The organism is Comamonas sp. Y33R10-2, from assembly GCF_019355935.1.
In the GTDB taxonomy this organism is placed as follows: Bacteria; Pseudomonadota; Gammaproteobacteria; order Burkholderiales; family Burkholderiaceae_C; genus Comamonas.
Window position 1 is genome coordinate 3,684,212 of the sequence record NZ_CP079925.1, and the last position, 20,733, is coordinate 3,704,944.

Consider the following 20,733-nt stretch of genomic DNA (forward strand, 5'->3'; position numbering starts at 1 on the left):
ATTGTGTCATGACGTTACAAGTGAGTAATCTGCAATTGGGCGGTGATTACGGCTCTACAGAACGCTTCTAGATTGCGCTGTCACCGCTTAATGCGATGCGAGGAGCGCCATTAAAGCGGCGTGAGCTCAGGTTCAGACCCTCTGATCAGCTATACTTTTGGACTCGTGTCTCGTTAGCTCAGCTGGATAGAGCAGCGGTCTTCTACACCGTAGGTCAGTGGTTCGAATCCACTACGGGACGCCACAAATACCAAAGGCAACGTCGTTTGACGTTGCCTTTTTTATTGGTTCAGCGTTTTTGGATGCACTCTAGTTCGAGCACCCTTATAGCTGCTGGATTTTGAGGGTGCAGCGCATCAAGCCTTATGCGCAGGCAGCACCGTAGCGCGCACCTCGCCAAAGCCGATGCGGGCTGCTCCGGGCTTTTCGCACCAGCCGGTAAAGACCACGGCGTCCCCGTCCAGCAAGAAGGTGCGGTTTTCGCCATTGCTCAGTTTCAGGGGGTTCTTGCCGCCTTCGGTAATTTCCAGCAGCGCGCCAGCTTCAGCCATGCTGGGGCCAGACAATGTGCCTGTGCCCATCAGGTCGCCGGGCTGCAGGTCGCAGCCGTTGACGGTGTGGTGGGCAATCAGCTGTGCCATAGTCCAGTAGGCGTGACGGTAGCTGGTCTGGGTGATTTGCTCAGCAGCCTTGCCTTCGGCGCGCATTTTCTCGGTCTGAATGGCGACGGTGAGCTGCACATCCAATGCGCCTTGCTGCGAGTTGGCCTCAGAGCTGAGGTAGGGTAGGGGCTGCGGGTCTTGCTCGGGACGAGTGAAGGCTGTGCGGTAGGGGGCTAGCGCTTCCAGCGTCACAATCCACGGCGAGATGCTGGTGGCAAAGTTCTTGGCAAGGAATGGGCCTAGCGGCTGATATTCCCAAGCCTGCATGTCGCGGGCCGACCAGTCGTTGAGCAGGCACAGGCCGAAGATGTGGTTTTCGGCGTTGTCCATGCTGATGGCGTCGCCCCATGGGTTGGCGGTGCCGGCGTAGATGCCCATTTCCAGCTCATAGTCCAGACGGTTGCAGGGCTTGAGCACCGGATTCGCATCAGGGGCTTTGATCTGGCCATTGGGGCGCTTGAAATCTACGCCGGAGATGCGGATGCTGGACGCACGACCGTGGTAACCAATGGGCACCCACTGGTAGTTTTCCATCAGCGGGTTGGTGGGGCGAAACAGCTTGCCCACATTGGTGGCGTGATAGATGGAGGTGTAGAAGTCTGTGTAGTCACCGATTTGCGCGGGCACGGCGTACTCCACATCGGCCTGCGGCACGAGGCAGGCTTTGAGGGCGGCTTCTTGCGCCGAGCCTGAGCGCAAAGCACGTGACAGAGCCAGACGCAGAGCAGACCACTGTGCGTGGGTCATGCCCATCAGCGTGTTGAGCTGGCTTTGCGCTGCGGCTTCGATCTGGGGTTGCACATCGCTGCTTAGCGCCTTGGCGTCGCGCACTGCGGCCATGTCCAGCACCTGATCGCCAATAGCGACGCCACCACGAAAGGCTTCGGTGCTGGCTTTGCGGCGAAAGACGGCAAAGGGCAGGTTCTGGATGGGAAAGTCGCTCTTGCCGGTGTTGGCGCTGGTCACCCAGCTTTGCAGGCCTGCGTCGTGGGTTTCGTTCAAAGTCATGTTGTCTCCTCTAATATTTAATGAAATATGCCTCCAGTCCTTATTTTGTAAGGACTAGTAGCTATTTATTTGATAGTTAACAGGGCTTAGGCGGCGGTAAAGCCCCCGTCCATATTCCACTGCGCGCCGCGCACTTGGGCCGCGTTGTCGCTGGCCAGAAAGCTGCACAGTGCGGCCACTTGCTCTGCCGTCACAAAGGCTTGGGAGGGCTGCTTTGCCCCCAACAATTGGGCGCGGGCCGCTGCTTCATCCAACCCTTCGCGTTGCGCCAAGCTATCGATTTGCTTTTGAACCAAAGGCGTCAGCACCCAGCCAGGGCAAATAGCGTTGCAAGTCACAGGCGTGGTGGCTAGCTCCAGCGCCACCGATTTGGTCAGGCCCAGCAGGCCATGCTTGCTGGCCACATAAGCGGGCTTGTGGGCCACGCCGACCAGGCCGCTGACAGACGCCATATTGATGATGCGCCCCCAGCCGCGTGCCAGCATGGCGGGCGCGCAGGCCTGAATGGTGTGAAAGGGGGCGGACAGGTTCACGGCCATCAGGGCATTCCACTTTTCAGCTGGAAATTGCAGCACCGATTGCACATGCTGCATGCCGGCGTTGTTGACCAGAATGTCGATCGCGCCCAGCTCGGCGGCAATGCGGCGGGCTAGCGGGGCAATGGCCTGGCCGTCAGCCAGATCAAGTGCGTAGTAGCGCGCAGGCACACCTATGCTGTGGAGTTCAGCCAGTTGAGCATCGGTGCTGGCAGATGCGGCCTTGCTGCCGTGCAAGGCAATGGCTGCGCCTTCGCTGGCCAGTTGCTTGGCAATGGCCCAGCCAATGCCGCTGGTGGAGCCGGTAATCCATGCCACGCGGCCGCTATGGGGTTGGGTGGGTGGCGCGCTCATTTGAGTAATTCCATTTCCATGTGCACGTACTCGCTGATAAAGCGCACCTTGGCCCAGTAAACGATCAGCCCCTGCGGGTTGCAGGCCCAGCGCAGTGCCTGCATTAGCGGTGTGCCCAGCGGCACGCCCAAGTGCTCGGCAATTAATTCATCGGCAGGGGCCACGCTCAGGTATTGGCGGGCCGTGGCGATTTGGCCGGAGTCATTGCCCAGCGCCTGCGCCAGCGTGGCGCGCTCCAGCTGCTCTTGCAGCTTGGGGTAAAGCTCTTGCTCCAGATACAGCTCAGACAGGCAAAACCGCGCATCGCCATAGCTGTGTACGCGCAAAAAGTGCACATAGGCAGAAGCCAGCTCACCGGGCAGGGGGAAGCCGGCAGGAATGGGCGGCACGCAATCGTTCGCATTGTGCAACGTGGTTTGCTGAATCTGCTCGCCAAAAGCCACCAGCTCTTGCCAACTGGTAGGTAGCAAAAAAGAGGGGGGCTTGTAGGGCTGGCCCATCACTTTGGTGCCGCCGCGCTTGCGGGTTTCAAGCAGGCCCTCATCAACCAGCGCATGCACTGCCATGCGCACGGTGGTGCGTGAGACGTTGTGCAGGGCTTCAAGCTCTTGCACCGTGGGAATGCTTTGCCCTACCGGCCATTCGCCGGTCGTAATTTTGTTGCGAAACAGCCTGGCTAGCTGTAAATGCAGCTTGTCGCGGGACTGAGAGACGTTGGGCGCGGGTGTCATGGGCAGATTTTTAGCGAAATCAGTGTAGCAAATAAAGTATCTGAATAAATACTTTAACTTCGCGAATGCAAAAAATGGGCTACTTCTTAGTCGGTCGCTGAATGCATCAACAGTTCACAAATGTCACCATTTACAGGGTTCAAATGACTTTTAAAATTACGGTTTTGATAGCGGATGGTGCAAGTGATCATTAGGCTCACGGCACTTTGACATGGGCAAGTCTTGCTCGGGAGTTGATGGTTTCATGCAGCAGAGTTATGAGTGGCAGTTTTTTCGTGCCGGTGATGTGGATCAGGTCGTCATACGCACCGGTCAAGACATTGCCCACATCGGTGAGTTAGACAAAAAGCTTTGGGTGGCGCTGGCTTGCCCTACACGCGGAATTGAATTTGACAGCGCAACGCTGGATTTGATTGACGAAAGCAAGGACGGCCGTATTCGCCCGCCCGAACTGGTTGCCGCCTGCGAGTGGGCCGTAGCGCGTGTGCGCGACCCACAGGTGTTGGCCGATGGGGGCGACGCGCTGCAACTGAGCAGCATCAATGACGCCACCGCAGAAGGCGCAACGCTGCTGGCCGAGGCCCAGCGTGTGCTGGAGTTGGCGGGCCAGCCGCAGGCCCAAGTTATTACGCTGGCGCAGGTGCAAGAGCGTCTGGCTTCGCTGCAGGCGCTGCGCTTTAATGGCGATGGTGTGGTCAGTGCTGCAACGGCTGAAGGTAACGAAGCGCTGGCAGCTTTGATTGCCCGCATTCAAGAGCTGTATGGCGCGGTGGATGGTCACGATGGCGTGCCTGGCATTGATCGCGCCAAGGCGGCTGCCTTTTGGGCCGATGTGCAAAGTCTGCAAGACTGGTTTGGCAAGGCCGCTGAGCTGGGTTGCCACCTGCAGCCGCGCGCGCTGGCGCTGGCTGCGGCTGAAGCAGTGAACGCCGTGCAAGCGAAAGTTGATGACTTTTTTGCCCGCACCCGCTTGGTGGAATTTGATGCCAATGCCAAAGCGCCGCTGAATCCCACGCAAGAGGGCTACGCCGCCTTGGGTGCGCAGGTGCTGAGCAATAGTTCTGAATCGCTGGCTGCCTTGCCTTTGGCCGCGGTAACGGGTGAGCGTATCTTGCCCTTGGTGCACGGCGTCAACCCCGCATGGGTTGCGGCGCTGCAAACTCTGCGCGAGCAGGCGGTGCAGCCCGTCTTTGGCGATGCCTTGACGGCGCTGACCGAAGAGCAATGGGATCAACTCAAAACCATGTTGGCCCATTGCCAGCAATGGCTGGCCGAGTGCCCCGCCACGCCGTTGGGTTCTATCAGCGAAGCCGAAGTGCACGACTTGCTCAGCAGCGGTCTGCAAGATGCGCTGACGCAGTTGCTCGACCATGACGACGCTGAAAAAGAGCATAGCTTGCAAGCCATGGCTCTGGAAAAGCTGATTCGCCTACAGCGCGATCTACTGCCACTGCTCAACAACTTTGTCTCTTTTTCCAGCTTCTACCGCCGCGAAGGCGCTGCGTTTCAGGCGGGCACATTGTTCCTTGATGGCCGCAGCTGCGATTTGACGGTGGAAGTGGCCGATGCGGGTGCTCATTCGGCATTGGCTGCCATGGCCAAGACCTATCTGGCGTATTGCGAATGCAAGCGCGAGGGACAAAAGAAAATCATCGTGGCCGCGTTCACCGCGGGCGATGTGGACTTTCTGTTCGTGGGCCGCAACGGCGTGTTTTACGACCGTGCGGGCAATGATTGGGATGCCACCATCATCAAGCTCATCGACAACCCGACCAGCATTGCGCAAGCCTTCTCATCGCCGTACAAAAAGTTCTTGCGCATGATTGAGGAGCAGGTTGCCAAGCACGCTGCAGCCAAGAACGATGTGGTGAACACTAGCTTGAGCGACAACGCGAGCAAGTTGGTCACGGCGCCTAAAGATCTGGCCCCCGCACCTGTTGCCGCAGGTGCGCCGCGCAAGACCGATGTGGGCACTGTTGCTGCCATTGGCGTAGCGCTGGGCTCGTTGAGCGCGGTGATGGTCGGAATTTTTGGCAAATTCATTGAGCTGGGTCCGTGGATTCCGGTCGCTCTTTTGGGCCTGATTTTGGCCATCTCTGGCCCAAGCATGTTGATTGCCTGGCTCAAGCTGCGTCAGCGCAGCTTGGGGCCGATTCTGGACGCCAGCGGCTGGGCGATTAATGGACGCATGAACATTAATTTGGGACTGGGTCGCAGCCTGTCGCAAACGGCCAAGGTACCGAGCAATGCCAAGCGCAACTATGTCGACCCCTACGCCGACACGCATGGCCTGCGCAACACCATGTGTGTGCTGGCGCTGGTCGTGGTGGCTGTGCTGCTGGCCTGGCGTATGAGCTGGTTGGATGCGGTGCTGCCCTCGGCTATCAAGGCAGCAGCGGCGCAAACCGCTGTATCCGCTGCACCTGCGGCTGAGGCAGTCGTGAAATAAGCACTTTGCTGCCCCATAAGAAACACGCTGGATACGCAAGTGCCAGCGTGTTTTTTGTTCCTGTTGCTATGCAATAAAGAGCTTATTACCGATATTTTTAATAGATTTCAGGCTATTAATGGCCTGAAGTCAATGATTCATAAAGACAAGCAGCTCTTGTTTTTGAAAACTAGCAAGGCCTGCCCAAGTCACGCACCTGATAGCAGCGGCATTCCCGTGCGACGCGTAAATTCTTCGTAGCTGATGGGCGAGCCCATGCGTGCGTCTGGGCTGTTGGCCTGCCAGTGCACCCAGCTCTTGCGGGTGCTGGCGTCATAGACCAGCTTGAAGATGTAGTCCGGCACAGCCACCTTGCCCGGGCCAATAGCGGCTGCATTTTGGGTAAATACGGGGCCCGTGAAAACGTAGACATCGCCCTTGGCGCGCAGCGCATATTTGCGCGTGGCTTGCTCCACTTGGCTCCATGCACCCGCATTGTGAATTTGGTTTTGCGGCACCATATTCGCCAGACTAAAGCTTTGCGCCATCGCTTCTGGTGTGCTCATATCTGCCGCTGGAGCCATGTGTCCGCGTGAGTAGCCGGAGTGTTTGTAGTCGTCTAGCTGCGAGCGATCAGCAAACGGCAGGCGCGCATCGGCATAAAACTTATCGGTGCGTTTGAGGCCTTGAGCTTGCTCTAGCAGGCGGCGATTCAAGCGCTGTGCGACGAACACCGGCGTTTTGGTTGCGCCGTTGTGCAGCACCGCAAAACTGCTGAAGCACAGCTCGCGTTCTCGCTGCTGTAGTTGCAAAGTCGGAGCCTTGCCGCCGGGGAAAAACTGCGAGCAATTGGCAAAGCTCGTGGAGCCGCCAGAAGTGCTGGCGTCCGTCCTAGCTACCTTGCCTGGGGGGCTATTCGCTGTGCCATCGCCATCGAAGTTAGGCCAGCCATTTTTGCGAAAGGCGCTGAGGGTATCGCTGATGGAGCTCAGTGCCGGGATTTGCAGCGATGCAATATCCACAGAGGGAAGATTCAGCGAAGGAATATGCAGCGTTGCTAGCGCCTGATTGAGCAGCTTTTCAGCCGATGAGGCAGGGTCGAAGCTGCAGCTGACAATTTGAAAGCTAGCAAGTGCCGAAGCCCCAGCAGACAGCACAAAGCGCTTGATGCGAAAGAGGCCAAAGGCTGCAATCTTGGAGGCAATGCCGCGCTTGCGCGCTGGCGATTTCTTTTTCTTGGCGGACGTCATTCAGGCGGCAATAGTACGCCGAATGCGTGCTCTAAAAAGCATAGTGCAGCCCTTAGGCTGCACTTTATGTTGCGCCGAATGTAATCAATATTTTTTGACGGATTTTCAGCGTGCCTAGCCGGTGCTTTAAGTGCGCAAAATTGAAGGCGTTGCGCAATGTGTGCTGGCCGCATTCATGGCGATCTCATGCTCGTGCTTGGCCGCTTCTACCGACATGGCTTGAGGCAGCGCCACGGCATTTTTAACGGCCAAAATTTCGGCCATCACACTCACTGCAATCTCGGCCGGGGTCTTGCTGCCGATGTACAGGCCAATAGGGCCGCGCAGTCTTGCCAGCGTTGCTTGCGTCTCGCCAAAGTGCTCCATCATCCGCTCGCGCCGCGCTTGGTTGTTGCGGCGTGAGCCGATGGCTCCCACGTAGAAGGCGGCGCTGCGCATGGCTTCGAGCAGGGCTAAATCATCTAACTTTGGGTCGTGGGTCAGGGCCACGATGCAGCTGCGCGCATCGGGCTTGAAGGCGGTGACGGCGTCATCTGGCATGTCCATCACCTTGCTGACTTGCGGCACAGACCAGCTGCCCATGTATTCATCGCGTGGGTCGCAGACGGTGACGGTGAAGCCATTGAACAGCGCCATGGTGGCCAGATACTCGGCCAGTGCGCCCGCACCAATCAACAGCATGCGGTAGCCGGGGCCGAGATGGTTGGTGAGGGTGAGGCCGTCAAACTCTAGTGCATGGGGCTGCTTTGCCGTTTGCAATTGAACGCCGCCAGTTGCGCAGTTCACGATGCGCTTGACCAGAGAGCCGGCTTCAAGCTGGGTGACTAGCTCTTGCAGGCTGGCTGCGTCGGGGTTGAACTCCAGTAGCAATTCAAGTGTGCCGCCGCAAGGCAGGCCAAAGCGGTGGGCTTCATCAGCGCTGACGCCATAGCGCACCAATTGCGGTGGACCTTCAGGAATGCCTTTGTGTTTGTTGAGCGACTGCGTGTGGCGAGCAATTAGGTCGTCTTCAATGCAGCCACCAGATACTGAGCCAATGGCGCGGCCGTCTTCACGCAAAGCCATCATGGAGCCTACAGGGCGAGGTGATGAGCCCCAGGTGCGCACCACGGTTGCCAGCAAGGCGCGTTGCCCATCGCTTCGCCAGTCGCGCAGGGCTTTGAGAACCAAAACGTCGATGTTGTCCATTCGCTATCCCTTCTTAGATATCGAGTGTTCAGACGGACAAAAGGGGCTAGATTTTTCAATCTAGCCCCTTGTCGTTTGGTCGGAGCGGCGGGATTCGAACTCGCGACCCTCTGCTCCCAAAGCAGATGCGCTACCAGGCTGCGCTACGCTCCGTAAGCCTCAATTCTAGCGCAGTTTTGAGTACTCATTTTTGAGTGAGCGACTTTTCTTGAAAAGTTGATGCTCGTGGCCGCGATAGAGAAGACTTTGCACGATCAAGGCGCTTACTCAATGCGCTTACTTCAGGCGCTCACTCACCGCGTTGCCCTTCGGTCAGTGTGTCGAGCTGAAAGCGACCTGATTTGTCCCACAGCCAAGTATCGGTGTAGGTCACAGATTGCCCTGAAGTGGGGAAGGGGGCTGCGGCTCGCACGGAGCGTTCAATCTCGGCCACTACCTCCGGGGCATGGCTGGGTTTGCGCATCCAATTGAGGTTTTTCACACGGCCCTGTCCGTCGATTTGAACTTGTAGCACGCCAATCGCATACAGCATGGGGGGCAGCATGCCTTTGTAGATGCGGTTGGAGTTGCGCTCATACAGATGCAGCGCCACTTGCTTGCGGTAGCTGGGGCTGGCCTTGTCAGCAGGCGTTTTCCCAATGGAGGGGCTTTGCGGAGCAATCTGGCAAGCCGTCAGCACGGCTGCTGCGGCGGTCATGAGTGCCGCGCGCAGCCATTTCAGGGGACGCTGAGGTGGAGTGCTGCGGGTGTGTTCAGGGGTATCAGGCATGTCGCTAAGCGTAGCCGTAAATGATGCAGGGTCAACGCTGCTGCGGCGATACCGGGCAGGCCGGAGTGAAAAAACTGCAACCAGTCGTCAATCTGCTTGTGAATATGGGTCTACTTAGCAAGCGATGCGTTCATAAGCGTCAGGTTAGGCTGCTCATACAGCGGCACGACTTTTCTTAAGCGAACTTCACTTCAAAATACAGGCATATCGTTAACTCTTGAAGCTAAAAGCCTGTCGCCATGTGGAGTGAAACCCAGCAGAAAATTTTGACCTGTTTAGTGCAGCAGCCGCTGTGCTGGGTGCGGGTGCAAGCCGCTCGCGGCTCTGTGCCGCGCGAAGACGGTGCTTGGATGGCCGTGTTTGCCGACGATGTCATGGGCACGATTGGCGGCGGGCATTTGGAGTGGCAGGCCATTGCACAGGCTCGGCAGTTATTGCTGCAATGGAAAGCCGAGCCTTTAGTAACCCGTGAGCATGTACAGCGCTATGCCTTGGGGCCCAGTCTGGGGCAATGCTGCGGTGGTGCATTAGAGCTGCATTACGAAGGGTTTGATGCTGTTGATATGCAGCGAGTGCGCGCTTTGCTGATCGAGCCATCGCAGAGCGTGGCCTTGTTTGGCGCAGGCCATGTAGGTCATGCCTTGGTTCGCATATTGCGCAGCCTGCCGTACAAGGTTATTTGGGTCGATAGCCGCGATGCGGTCTTTCCGCAGCAAGAGCAAATTGGCGTGCAATGTGAGCATTCCGACCCAGTGCAGGCCGCAGTGGCGCAACTGCCTGCGCAATCTCAGGTACTGATCATGAGCTTTAGCCATGCAGAAGATCTGGAGGTGGTGGCGCAATGCTTGCTGCGCCAGCGTGAACGGGGTGATCTGCCTTTTGTGGGCCTGATTGGAAGCAAGACTAAATGGGCGAGCTTCAGTAGCCGTCTGCGCAGCCGTGGTTTCAGCGATGAGGAGTTGGCCCACATCACTTGCCCAATTGGCGTGCCGGGCATTGCAGGCAAAGAGCCCGAGGTAATTGCGGTGGCGGTGGCCGCTCAGCTTTTGCAGCGCAGGTAGTTTGCATGGGTTGACGCTGCAGCACCATAAGCGACGCAATCCTTGTGGCTTTACTCCACGCCAGTCGTTAAGTCTGCCCTTGGCTTTGGCGTAAAGAAAATAACTGGCTGGCCTTGGATTCCAGTCAGATAGCAAAAAATTGTATACACTTTGTGCTGACAGAATGGTCGCAGCGGTGCCTTGAAGCGTTTGCTTTTGGTGCGCGGCCTTTTCTTCTGCTCAGAGCGCCCGCAGTGGTGAGCAGCTTGCACGGCAGCCCTTCGCTGCCAAGGGTAGAGCTATGGAAAGCTACATTCTCGACTGGGCCGGCCTGCTTCTCAGGTGGCTGCACGTCATTACCGCCATTGCATGGGTCGGCTCTTCCTTTTATTTCGTGTTCTTAGACAGCAGCTTGACGCCGCCCTTGGATGAAGATCTAAAGAAGCAAGGCGTGAGCGGTGAGCTATGGGCGGTGCACGGCGGCGGTTTTTACCACCCCGTCAAGTTCAACGTATCGCCCCCCAAGATGCCAGATCACCTGCACTGGTTTTATTGGGAAAGCTACAGCACATGGTTGTCTGGTTTTGCGCTGCTGACGGTTTCTTACCTGTGGAATGCCAACATCTACCTCGTAACCCCGGGTGATCCCAATGCGATGAGTTCGGCTGCCGCGATTGCTTCGGCGTTGGCCTTCTTAGTGGTCTTTTGGCTGCTGTATGACTTGATCTGCCGCTGCTTCGGTCAAAAAAAGAACGGCGATGCTACGGTGGGGGCTCTGGTATTCGTCCTCGTCTGCATTAGCGCTTACTTGGCTTGCCACATTTTCCCTGGTCAAGCGGCTTTCTTGCTGATGGGGGCCATGCTGGCTACCTCAATGAGCGCGAATGTGTTCTTCTGGATCATTCCCGGCCAGCGCAAGGTGGTTGCCGCTTTAAAGGCGGGTGATCCCGTCGATCCACGCCACGGCCAGCGCGCCAAGCAGCGCAGCGTGCACAACACCTACTTCACCTTGCCCGTGCTGTTTGCCATGTTGTCGAACCACTATGGCTGGTTGTACAGCCACAAGATGAACTGGGCTGTGCTGATTTTGATGATGTTTGCCGGTGCCGCGATTCGTCAATTCTTTGTGATGCGCCATGGCTACAAGCTGGGTCGCAACAGCCACCCCTTGCCTTACGCCGTAGTGGGTGTTATTGCCCTGATGGCTGTGTTTGTTTGGCTAAAGCCTCCTGTTGCTTCATCTATCAAGGCTTCTATTGCTACCACTTCTATAGCTGCGCCTGCTGCAGATCAGCCTGTGACAGCCGCCGCGCCCGTCGCGTCCGTCCCAGTAGGGGGCAATGACTTTGCCAAGGTCAATGCAGTCTTTCAGCAGCATTGCGTGCTGTGCCATGGCGCAGCTATTCAGCAAAAGGGGATTCGTATGGATTCGCCCGAAGCAGTGAAGTCGCACGCTCAGCAGATTTATCAGCAGGTGATTCAGCTGCGAAAAATGCCTTTTGGTAACCCAGATGCCTTGTCTGGCGAGGAGCGCAAGCTGATTAAGACTTGGTATGAGTCTGGCGCTGCGGTGAACTGAGCGCCTGTTTTTAAAGAACTCAAGGCCGCAGTTTCGACTGCGGCTTTTTTCATGGAAGTGAAATTTTTCACCGCTGCTACGCAAAGGTGACGTCTATTGCCTTGATGACCTGCTTCGATTGTTGACTTGGCTCAATGCGCAGCAGAGCAAAAATCGGCAAAGTTCAGGCATATGTTCACCATGCCATCCATGTCGCAAGTGGCCACCACCTTTGGGCAGCCCGAGAGTTTTGCTCCCGGTGCCTGGCTCAGGCAGCGTCGCCAACCCATAGATTCGCTGCTTTATTTAGAAAGCGGCAGCGTCATGCTGGGCGTGGAGCAGGATTTATCCATGCGCCACCAGCTTTGGCGGGTGGATGGCCCGACTTGGCTGGATGCAGCTTTTGCCCTGCAAGGGCGAGCGTCCTGTATTGATATGCAGGCTCAGACGGCAGGGCGCCTTTATGTGATTCCTCTGACTCGCTTTGAGGCATCGGTAGCCAACCTGCCTGAGGCGGCCCAAGAGTTGCTCAAGGATTTGGCCAAGTCCTATTGCATGCAGACCGAGATGGCTGTGAGCCGGCTAGCTCAGGGGGCTGAAGCCCGCTGCGCCCAGTGGTTGCTGAGCCATGCAACAGTTGATCCAACCCCGCATACCAATCCCCATGCTGAGGGCGCAAGTCTGCGCGTCACGCTCAACGCCCGTAAGCGCCTGATTGCGGCGCAGCTAGGGATTGCCCCAGAAACTTTCTCCCGCGTGCTCAGGCAGTTGCGTGAGCACGGATTGATCGCTGGACGTGGCAACGTCATTGAGTTGCCCCAGCCGGGAGCGCTGAAAATGCTGGCGCTGGGGTAAGTCCCGGGGCACGCTGTAGGCCATATAGCGCTTGGTTTTGCGCCTCATAGGAGGTCGTTGAAGGAGTGCGGGACGACAGCCTCCGGGGTTTCCTCTCGTGAGGCTGAGTGCATGGGCTCTCTATATTGAAGCCATGTCAGACACTGTTCCATTCATGCAAGCAGGATCCTCATGGGCTCAGACGCAGCCTGAGGAGGCCGCTTTGGGTGCGCATGTGGGCATGTTGAGCAAAAAACCCGGCCCCATGCTGCGCAGCATGGTGTTGCTTGCCATGATTGCGGTGCTGTTAGTGGGCGCGGGCACAGCGGCATGGATGGCCTACTCCATGCGCCAAGTGGTGCTGGATGGCGTGCTGCCTGCGCATACCAAAGCGTTGGAGTATTCGGCGCGCTCCTTGGTGTTTCGGGTTGAGCAGCAGCAAAAGCCTTTGCAAAGCCTGGCCGCTCTGTTGTCAGAGCATATGCAGGATTCTCCGGAAGCGATGGAGGTCATGCTCAGGCAGCAGGCGTTTTGGGGGCAGCAGTTTGAACAAGTTCAACTGGCCAATGCCAAGGGGCAGTTGCTGCTGAATCTGCACAAGCAGCAAGCCAAGCCACTGCACCAGCTCGATGAGTCGCAGCGTGATGTACTTAAGCGGGCAATGGCTGCGGGTAAACCGATGACTCAGGCGTGGGTGCGCCCAAGTGATGCGGGTTTAAAGCTGGAGTTTTATAACGTGGTGCCGCTGCGCAACGCGCAAAGCAAACTCGTGGGGGTGCTGGGCGGCAGTTACACCGTGCCGCTGGCTATGCTTTTTTCACTGGAGAGCGATTCCAGCAATACCGGCAGTCAACTACTGCTGGTCGATCGTGAGTTCAAGCCTTTGGCGATCAGCGTCAAGGCGGAGTGGCAAATACCTGCGGCTGCAAATGTTGCAGCACTGAGCAAAGAGCTTGAGCCAGCTTGGATCAATACCGCGCAGGCTGGCGCTGTCAGCGAGCAGCGCAATAACAAAATTATCAGTGCCATGCCCTTGCCTTGGGCGCAATGGACGCTGCTTAAAGTCAGCGATGTGCAGGACTGGGCACCCGGTATTTCGTTTACCAAAATGGGCTGGCTTGCTGCGGCATTGCTGGTGGCGGCGCTAGTGCTCGGCGCGGTGTTGTGCTTGATTGCTTATCCGCTGACGGCCTTGTACCGCACGGTTGAGTGGGCAGGGCATCGCGGCTTGATGCTGGAAGTAGATTCATCCGTTCGCGGAGCCCACTGGTGGCAGGCCCTGTCTGCACATGATTGGGGCGAAGCGCAGACTTTGCGCACCGCATTGCAGGCATTGGGCGGCGGCTATGAGGTGCATGGCGAGCGCGAGCGTCAGCTGGAGCTGCAACTGCAAACGCTAATGGACTATGCGCCTGTGGGCTCGATCGTCACGCATGGCCTGAAGGTGCAGCGGGTGGGCCTGCAGGCGGCCAGAGTTTTGGGCTATCAGCCCAGAGAAATGCTGGACCTGCCAATACGCGACCTGTGCGCTACAGATGCGGATTTCATCAGCTTGACGCAGCGCGTTCACCGAGAGTTAGAGACTTATGGAAAATTTAATAGCGAAGTCTGCTTGATGCGTAAGGACTTGAGCCCGATATGGGTTCGAATCCACGGGCAAAGCATGCGACGTATGAGCATGAACACGGATAGAGGGCCGGCAGTTCAGGAGTCAGATGAGCCCTACCTCGTCTGGGAGCTCGAAGATGCCAGCGCGCAGCGCCAATTGCGAGAGCAGTCCCGTTGGAAAGCCATGCACGACCCGTTAACGCGGCTGCCCAACCGTGAAGCTTTTGTCTTGCACCTGCAAGAGTGGCTGGGTGAATATCACTCGACTGGCGATCATGGCGGCTCTGATGCCTCTAGTGTGCTGAGTGCAGCGAAGGCGGCTAGCCTTACATCGGCAGATCCGGCGATGCATGGCGTCGTGCTCTACGTGGATATTGACCATTTCTCTCAGGTCAACCGCCAAGGCGGGCGAGAGGTGGGGGATGAAGTACTGGGCCATATTGCCCGGCTCATTGAAGCCACTGTGCGCCCGCATGGCTGGGTCGCCCGTGTGGGAGGCGATGAGTTTGGCATTCTCATGGCCGGTGTGGGTCGCGAAGAAGGTATGCGCCAAGCACAGCTGCTGTGCATGGCGATTCAGGATTGGGACGGAAACTATCAAGGCCAGCGCTACACCTTAAGTGCCAGCATTGGCATGCTGCTACTAGACGCGAGTTATCACACGGGAGAGTCGGCCTTCAAGTCTGTCGATATGGCTTGCTATGTTGCCAAGCGCAAGGGGCGAAATCGCGTCGAGGTAATGGCTGCTGCCGTGTGAGTGCTTTGTATGAGCACTGTGTGTCTAGCGCGCAACCCTGGCGTCTCTCATTTGACGAAACCGCATGACTGGCTGAGTTACGCTCTGATACTGCTTTTTGAAAACACAGGAATAGGGCGGCCGGACTTGAGTAAGTGCTTAGGTAAGTGCTTAAGTTTTAGAGGCCCGAGACTCATGCGCGACCAGACCTTGTTTGACAAGATAGACCTGCACCTGATTCGGGTGCTGCACACGGTGCTGACTGAGCGCAGTGTCTCACGGGCTGCGCTGCGTTTGGGCATGCACCAGCCGGCGGTGTCTGCATCATTGCGCCGCTTGCGTGAGTTGGCGGGCGATCCTTTGCTGGTGCGCTCGGGCGCGCAGATGCAACCTACCGATGTGGGGCTGGCCATGCTTCAGCCCTCTGCAGATATTTTGCGTGCGGCTGAAGGTCTGTTTAGCGATGCGCGTCCTTTTGATCCCCGCACTGCAACTCGCACGTTTCGCATTGCCGCCAGTGACTATTTAGATCCGCAGTTTCTGCCTCGGCTGATGGCCACCCTGAAAGCGCAGGCTCCCAATTGCCCGGTGGATTTGTTGCCGTTGACGGCAGAAGCGCACTACGAAGGCCAATTGGCCAATGGTGAGATGGATGTGGTGATTGGCAACTGGCCCCAGCCGCCTGAAGGCTTGCACATGGCCAAGCTTTTTGAGGACGAGGTGGTCTGCCTCGTCAGCCCCAAGCACCCGGCAGTGCGCCGCGGCTGGGATGTGCCGCAGTGGCTGCAGGCAGAGCATATTGCCCCCACCCCTGCGTATCCCGGTGCTTTGGGTGTGATTGATGAGCAATTGGCAGGCATGGGCTTGAGCCGCCAAGTGGTTGCACGCTGCGGGCATTTCAGCCTGATACCGGACATGGTGGCATCAAGTTTGCTTGTGATGACATCGGGCCGTTTATTCTGCGAGCGCTTTACACAACGCCTGCCTTTGGCCATCTTGCCTTGCCCTGTGGAGTTTCCGCCACTGGTGTATTACCAGCTCTGGCATGCCCGTTCGCATGCGGGTGCCGCCACGCGCTGGCTGCGCGATGTTGTGAAAAGCGTGGCGCTAACGCTTCGAAATCAATAGCTTGTACTCCCTTACTGGTCAGCGTAGAGAGCCTGTTTGAGTCAATTTGTTATTTGAATTGAGAGACAATCCAGCGATGAATCCCCCACCAACACAATCTTCAGCTGCGAGTGCCCCATTGCGCTTGCAGTTGGAGGGTATTACCAAGCGATACCCCGCTGTTGTTGCGAACAACAAGGTATCGTTGAAAGTGAAGCCCGGCGAAATCCACGCCATCTTGGGCGAGAACGGCGCGGGCAAGTCCACGCTAATGAAGATCATCTATGGCGCTGTCAAGCCGGACGAAGGCGCCATTTTGGTGGATGGCAAGCCAGTACAAATTCGCAACCCGCAAGAGGCGCGTGCGCTAGGCGTTGCCATGGTGTTCCAGCATTTCAGCTTGTTTGACACGCTGACCGTGGCTGAGAACGTGTGGCTGGGCCTGGACAAGAGCATGTCTTTGGCCAAGGTGACTGAGCAAGTTGAGGCCACGGCGCGTGACTACGGCTTGGAAGTCGATGCGCATCGCCCGGTTCACACCTTGTCTGTCGGCGAGATGCAGCGCGTAGAGATCATCCGCGCTTTGCTGACCCGCCCGCGCGTGCTGATTTTGGATGAGCCTACGTCAGTGCTCACTCCTAATGCGGTTGAAAAGCTGTTTGTCGTGCTGCGCCGCTTGGCCGCCGAGGGCTGCTCCATTCTCTACATCAGCCACAAGCTGCATGAAATTCGCTCGCTGTGCACGGCTTGCACCGTGCTGCGCGGCGGCGTGGTGACGGGTGAGTGCAACCCGGCCGAAGAAACAAATGCCTCGCTATCGCGCATGATGATTGGCTCGGAGCCGCCAGAGCTGGAGCGCCGCAGCGCCAACACGGGCGATACCGTGCTGCGCGTGCAGGCTCTGTCGATAAAGACGCAAGACGCCTTTGGCGTGGATCTGCAAGACATCGCACTGCAGGTCAAGGCCGGCGAGGTCGTGGGTATTGCAGGTGTTTCTGGCAATGGCCAAAAAGAGCTGATGTACGCGCTGTCGGGGGAAGACACGCGTGCCGAGCCTGAAATGGTGCAACTGCTAGGCAAGGGCGTGGGGCGTATGGGCCCCGGTCGCCGCCGCGGCATGGGCTTGCACTTTGTGCCTGAAGAGCGCTTGGGCCGTGGTGCCGTGCCCAGCATGAGTCTGGCGCACAACATGCTGCTCACCCGTAAAGACTCTTTGGGCAAGGGCGGCTGGATTCGCATGAGTCAACTGCAGACCCATGCCAAAAACATCATTGCGCGCTTTAACGTTAAAGCCGGGGGGCCTGCGTCGCCTGCGCAGTCACTGTCTGGCGGCAACCTGCAGAAGTTCATTGTGGGACGTGAAATTGACGCCAAGCCGCGTTTGCTCATCATCTCTCAGCCCACCTGGGGGGTGGATGTGGGAGCTGCTGCACAGATTCGCGGTGCGATTTTGAAATTGCGTGACGAAGGCTGTGCCGTGCTGGTGCTCAGCGAGGAGTTGGACGAGTTGTTTGAGATATGTGACCGCCTGCACGTAGTGGCCAAGGGCCGCTTGAGCCCTTCAGTGCAAAGAGCAGATGCCACGGTGCAGCAAATTGGTGAATGGATGAGTGGTCTTTGGGAAGTGCCCACTGTAGCTGAGGGAGCAACTCATGCTTAAGCTAGAACTACGCCCTCAAGTCTCCAAGTTCTGGACTTATGGCTCGCCCATTTTGGCCCTGCTCATCACGGTGTTGGTGGGTGTGTGCCTGTTTGCCCTGTTAGGCAAAGACCCGGTCAAGGGGTTGCAGGCCTTTTTCTGGGAGCCCATCAAATCGAGCTATGCACTGGGCGAGCTGGCCATGAAGGCCACGCCGCTGCTGCTGATTGCGCTGGGTTTGGCGGTCTGCTTTCGCTCCAATGTCTGGAATATTGGTGCCGAAGGCCAGTTCGTTATTGGCGCTGTAACCGCTGGCGGCATGGCGCTGCTGGCAGACAAAAGCACAGGGCCATGGATTGTGCCGGCCATCATGCTGGCCGGTATCTTGGGCGGCATGGCTTGGGCGGGCATTGTGGCGCTGCTGCGAGACCGCTTTAACGCCAATGAAATTTTGGTCAGCCTGATGCTGGTCTATGTGGCTGTGCTGGTGTTGGGATATCTGGTCTATGGGCCCTGGAAAGATCCCATGGGCTACAACTTCCCGCAAAGCAAGAGCTTTGAGCGCGTAACGCAGATCCCGCGCCTTGTGCAGGGCATGCGCATGAACATCGGCGTTGTTATCTCGCTGGTGGGCGCAGGCTTGCTGTGGGCCTTTTTGTTCCGTACCCGTGCAGGCTTTGCGCTGCAAGTGGGCGGCTTGGCCCCGGCTGCTGCGCGCTACGCCGGTTTTTCCTCGCGCAAAGCGCTGTGGGTTGCTTTGCTAATCTCTGGCGCTACAGCTGGTTTGGCTGGCGCGCTGGAAGTAGCTGGCCCTCTGGGTCAGCTCACGCCTTATGTGCCTGCAGGCTACGGCTTTGCCGCAATCATCGTGGCCTTTGTGGGGCGCTTGCACCCCATAGGCATGATTTTCTCGGCCATTTTGATGAGCATGTTCTATATCGGCGGTGAGCTGGCGCAGTCGCGCTTGGGCCTGCCAAAAGCGCTGACTGGCGTGTTCCAAGGCTTGCTGCTGTTTGCATTGCTGGCCTGCGATACCTTGGTGGCTTACCGCATTCGCTGGGTGGGGCAAAAAGCCAGCGTCGCTATTTCCAACGTTAAAGGGGCCTGAAGATGGAATCCTATGCACTGCTTTTAGGTTCCACTTTGAGCGCCGGTACGGTTTTGGCACTGGCTGCTTTAGGACTGTTGATTAGCGAAAAAGCGGGCATCGTCAACCTCGGTGCCGAGGGCATGATGCTTTGCGCCGCGCTGGCCGGTTTTATTGTGGTGGTTTACACCGGCAATGAGTGGGCTGGTTATGCGGCTGGCATGGCCGCTGGCGCTTTGCTGGCGGGCATTTTTGGTGTACTGGTGATTTGGCTCAACACCAATCAGTACGCCACAGGCTTGGCGCTCAGTTTGTTTGGGGCGGGGTTTTCTGCCTTTGCGGGCCTCAATTTTGTGCAGGCCAAGATGCCTGAGCTGGCTCCAGATGGCATTCCTTACCTCAAGGATCTGCCCTTGATCGGCCCGGCTTTGTTCGATCATGACCCCTTGGTCTATCTGACGATTTTGCTGGCTGCGGCCATGGTCTGGTTTCTGTACCGCTCGCGCGCTGGCTTGATATTGCGCGCCGTGGGTGAGTCGCCTTCGTCCGCTCACGCGCTGGGCTACCCCGTGCGCCGTATCCGCCTGATGGCGGTGATGTTTGGCGGCGCCATGTGTGGACTGGCGGGTGCTTACATTTCTACCGAGTACACACCGCTGTGGGTGGAGGGCATGGTCTCTGGCCGCGGCTGGATTGCGCTGGCGCTGACGACTTTTGCTACTTGGCGTCCTGCCCGTGTTTTGCTGGGTGCTTATTTGTTTGGCGGCGTGACCATGCTGCAGTTTCAACTACAGGCCACAGGTGTGCAGATTCCGAGCCAGATTCTGTCCATGCTGCCCTACATCGCCACTATCGTGGTGCTGGTGCTGATCTCGCGCAACCCGACTTGGATTCGCGCAAATATGCCTGCATCCCTAGGAAAACCTTTCTATCCCGGGGCGTGATGCCCAGATATGGTGCCCAGATGTGGTGCAATTCGCTTTTTTTAAAATCATGAGGACAACTTCGATGAACACTCTCGGTAAGCGCGCTCTGATCAAAATGATTGGCCTGTCGGCTGTTTCCATGGCTGTCCTGACAGCTTGCGGCAAGAAGGAAGAGGCTCCTGTAGCCCCCGCTGCTGCGCCAGCGGCTGCCGCTCCTGCTGCTGACAAGCTCAAGGTTGGCTTCATGTATGTGAGCCCCATCGGCGACGGCGGCTGGACTTTCCAGCACGAGCTGGGCCGCAAGGCGATTCAAGAAAAGTTCGGCGACAAGATCGAGACCTCCATGGTTGAGAGCGTGCCCGAGTCCGCTGACGCTGAGCGCGTAATGCGCGACATGATCGGTCAGGGCAACAAGCTGGTGTTTGCGACCAGCTTCGGCTATCAAGACTTTGTGCAGCGCGTTGCGACCGACAACCCCGGTGTGAAGTTTGAGCACGCTACCGGCTACAAGACCGCTGAGAACGCTGCCGTGTACGACACCAAGACCTTTGAAGGTGCTTACTTGGCCGGTATCGTGGCGGGTGCCATGACCAAGACCAAGACCGTGGGTGTGGTGGCATCGGTGCCAATCCCCGAAGTGGTGCGTAACATCAACGCCTTTGTGCTGGGTGCACAAAGCATTGACCCATCCATCAAGGCCAAAGTGGTTTGGGTGAACGAATGGTTTGCACCTCCTAAGGAATCCGAAGCTGCCAACAGCCTGGTCAACGGCGGTGTTGACGTGATGTACCAAAACACCAACTCCCCTGCTGTGCTGAAGACGGCTGAAGAGCGCGGTGTTCGCGCCTTCGGCAAAGACGGCGACATGAGCGGCTTTGCACCCAAGGCCCATTTGGGATCGGCAGTGATCGATTGGGCTCCTTACTACACCAAAGTGGTGCAAGACCAGCTGGATGGCAAGTGGCAAACTGGCAACTTCTGGTGGGGCGTCAAGGAAGGCGCTATCGATCTGAAGAAGATCGCTGACGACGTTCCTCAAGAGATCAAGGACAAGGTCGAAAAGGCCCGCGCTGGCATGAAGGACGGCACATTCTCCGTCTGGACTGGTCCTGTCAAGGACAACGCAGGCAAGGAAGTGCTGGAGGCTGGAAAGGTCGCCGATGACGCTTGGCTGCGTAGCATCAATTTCTATGTGAATGGTGTCGAGGGCAATGTGCCCGGTGCCAAGTAAGCATTTTTTGCAGGACGTCTGACAGACGTCCATTCAAGGCT

16 protein-coding genes and 2 tRNA genes are annotated in these 20,733 nt (G+C 57.6%); 11 read left to right on the top strand and 7 right to left on the bottom strand.

What is annotated here, in order from left to right:
- Positions 1 to 167: 167 nt before the first annotated feature.
- Positions 168 to 244: transfer RNA gene (locus tag KUF54_RS16660), tRNA-Arg, on the top strand.
- A gap of 112 nt (positions 245 to 356) precedes the next feature.
- Here KUF54_RS16660 and fahA read toward each other — a convergent pair.
- The 3 genes from fahA to KUF54_RS16675 all read right to left on the bottom strand — a co-directional run bounded on the left by fahA (position 357) and on the right by KUF54_RS16675 (position 3,291).
- A complete protein-coding gene (fahA, locus tag KUF54_RS16665) occupies positions 357 to 1,670 on the bottom strand; it encodes a fumarylacetoacetase (protein ID WP_219343899.1) in 1,314 nt (437 codons plus the stop codon).
- An 86-nt stretch (positions 1,671 to 1,756) separates the two neighbouring features.
- Complete coding sequence (locus KUF54_RS16670; protein WP_219343901.1) at positions 1,757 to 2,560, bottom strand: 3-hydroxybutyrate dehydrogenase; 804 nt, start codon at positions 2,558 to 2,560, stop codon at positions 1,757 to 1,759.
- Positions 2,557 to 3,291: a GntR family transcriptional regulator gene (locus tag KUF54_RS16675; protein ID WP_219343903.1), complete on the bottom strand. Its 735-nt coding sequence runs from the start codon at positions 3,289 to 3,291 to the stop codon at positions 2,557 to 2,559. Before KUF54_RS16675 ends, KUF54_RS16670 begins: the two co-directional genes overlap by 4 nt.
- Before the next feature lie 244 nt (positions 3,292 to 3,535).
- Here KUF54_RS16675 and KUF54_RS16680 point away from each other — a divergent pair, with 244 nt between their 5' ends.
- Positions 3,536 to 5,740, top strand: coding sequence for a hypothetical protein (locus KUF54_RS16680; RefSeq protein WP_219343904.1), 2,205 nt, complete (start codon positions 3,536 to 3,538; stop codon positions 5,738 to 5,740).
- Between the two features lie 188 nt (positions 5,741 to 5,928).
- Here the strand turns inward: KUF54_RS16680 and KUF54_RS16685 are convergent, their stop codons facing one another.
- The 4 genes from KUF54_RS16685 to KUF54_RS16700 form a co-directional block, all read right to left on the bottom strand.
- Positions 5,929 to 6,969 carry a DNA/RNA non-specific endonuclease gene (locus KUF54_RS16685; protein WP_219343905.1) on the bottom strand — a complete coding sequence of 347 codons (1,041 nt, stop codon included), beginning with the start codon at positions 6,967 to 6,969 and terminating at the stop codon, positions 5,929 to 5,931.
- A gap of 126 nt (positions 6,970 to 7,095) precedes the next feature.
- The gene (locus tag KUF54_RS16690; RefSeq protein WP_219343907.1) at positions 7,096 to 8,157 is read right to left on the bottom strand and encodes an XdhC family protein; all 1,062 of its coding nucleotides are present in this window, start codon (positions 8,155 to 8,157) and stop codon (positions 7,096 to 7,098) included.
- A 76-nt stretch (positions 8,158 to 8,233) separates the two neighbouring features.
- Positions 8,234 to 8,310: transfer RNA gene (locus KUF54_RS16695), tRNA-Pro, on the bottom strand.
- 136 nt (positions 8,311 to 8,446) lie between these two features.
- Positions 8,447 to 8,926, bottom strand: a complete 480-nt coding sequence (locus KUF54_RS16700) for a hypothetical protein (RefSeq protein ID WP_219343909.1) — start codon at positions 8,924 to 8,926, stop codon at positions 8,447 to 8,449.
- A gap of 239 nt (positions 8,927 to 9,165) precedes the next feature.
- Between KUF54_RS16700 and xdhC the strand changes: the two genes are divergently transcribed.
- The 9 genes from xdhC (at position 9,166) to KUF54_RS16745 (ending at position 20,692) form a co-directional block, all read left to right on the top strand.
- On the top strand, positions 9,166 to 9,987 hold the full coding sequence (gene xdhC, locus KUF54_RS16705; protein ID WP_219343911.1) for a xanthine dehydrogenase accessory protein XdhC: 822 nt from the start codon (positions 9,166 to 9,168) through the stop codon (positions 9,985 to 9,987).
- Positions 9,988 to 10,267: 280 nt separating this feature from the next.
- Entirely contained in the window at positions 10,268 to 11,545 is a 1,278-nt protein-coding gene (locus KUF54_RS16710; protein WP_219343913.1) for a urate hydroxylase PuuD, read from the top strand.
- A 171-nt stretch (positions 11,546 to 11,716) separates the two neighbouring features.
- The gene (locus tag KUF54_RS16715) at positions 11,717 to 12,379 is read left to right on the top strand and encodes a Crp/Fnr family transcriptional regulator (RefSeq protein WP_219343915.1); all 663 of its coding nucleotides are present in this window, start codon (positions 11,717 to 11,719) and stop codon (positions 12,377 to 12,379) included.
- Between the two features lie 133 nt (positions 12,380 to 12,512).
- Positions 12,513 to 14,723 carry a diguanylate cyclase domain-containing protein gene (locus tag KUF54_RS16720; RefSeq protein ID WP_255576183.1) on the top strand — a complete coding sequence of 737 codons (2,211 nt, stop codon included), beginning with the start codon at positions 12,513 to 12,515 and terminating at the stop codon, positions 14,721 to 14,723.
- A 174-nt stretch (positions 14,724 to 14,897) separates the two neighbouring features.
- Positions 14,898 to 15,830, top strand: coding sequence for a LysR family transcriptional regulator (locus KUF54_RS16725; RefSeq protein WP_219343917.1), 933 nt, complete (start codon positions 14,898 to 14,900; stop codon positions 15,828 to 15,830).
- A 76-nt stretch (positions 15,831 to 15,906) separates the two neighbouring features.
- Positions 15,907 to 17,469: an ABC transporter ATP-binding protein gene (locus KUF54_RS16730; RefSeq protein WP_219343919.1), complete on the top strand. Its 1,563-nt coding sequence runs from the start codon at positions 15,907 to 15,909 to the stop codon at positions 17,467 to 17,469.
- Positions 17,462 to 18,556 (top strand): ABC transporter permease, encoded by a 1,095-nt coding sequence (locus KUF54_RS16735; RefSeq protein ID WP_219343921.1) that lies wholly within the window; start codon positions 17,462 to 17,464, stop codon positions 18,554 to 18,556. Before KUF54_RS16730 ends, KUF54_RS16735 begins: the two co-directional genes overlap by 8 nt.
- A 2-nt stretch (positions 18,557 to 18,558) precedes the next feature.
- The gene (locus tag KUF54_RS16740; protein WP_219343923.1) at positions 18,559 to 19,479 is read left to right on the top strand and encodes an ABC transporter permease; all 921 of its coding nucleotides are present in this window, start codon (positions 18,559 to 18,561) and stop codon (positions 19,477 to 19,479) included.
- A gap of 64 nt (positions 19,480 to 19,543) precedes the next feature.
- Positions 19,544 to 20,692, top strand: coding sequence for a BMP family ABC transporter substrate-binding protein (locus KUF54_RS16745; RefSeq protein ID WP_219343925.1), 1,149 nt, complete (start codon positions 19,544 to 19,546; stop codon positions 20,690 to 20,692).
- Positions 20,693 to 20,733: the final 41 nt, after the last annotated feature.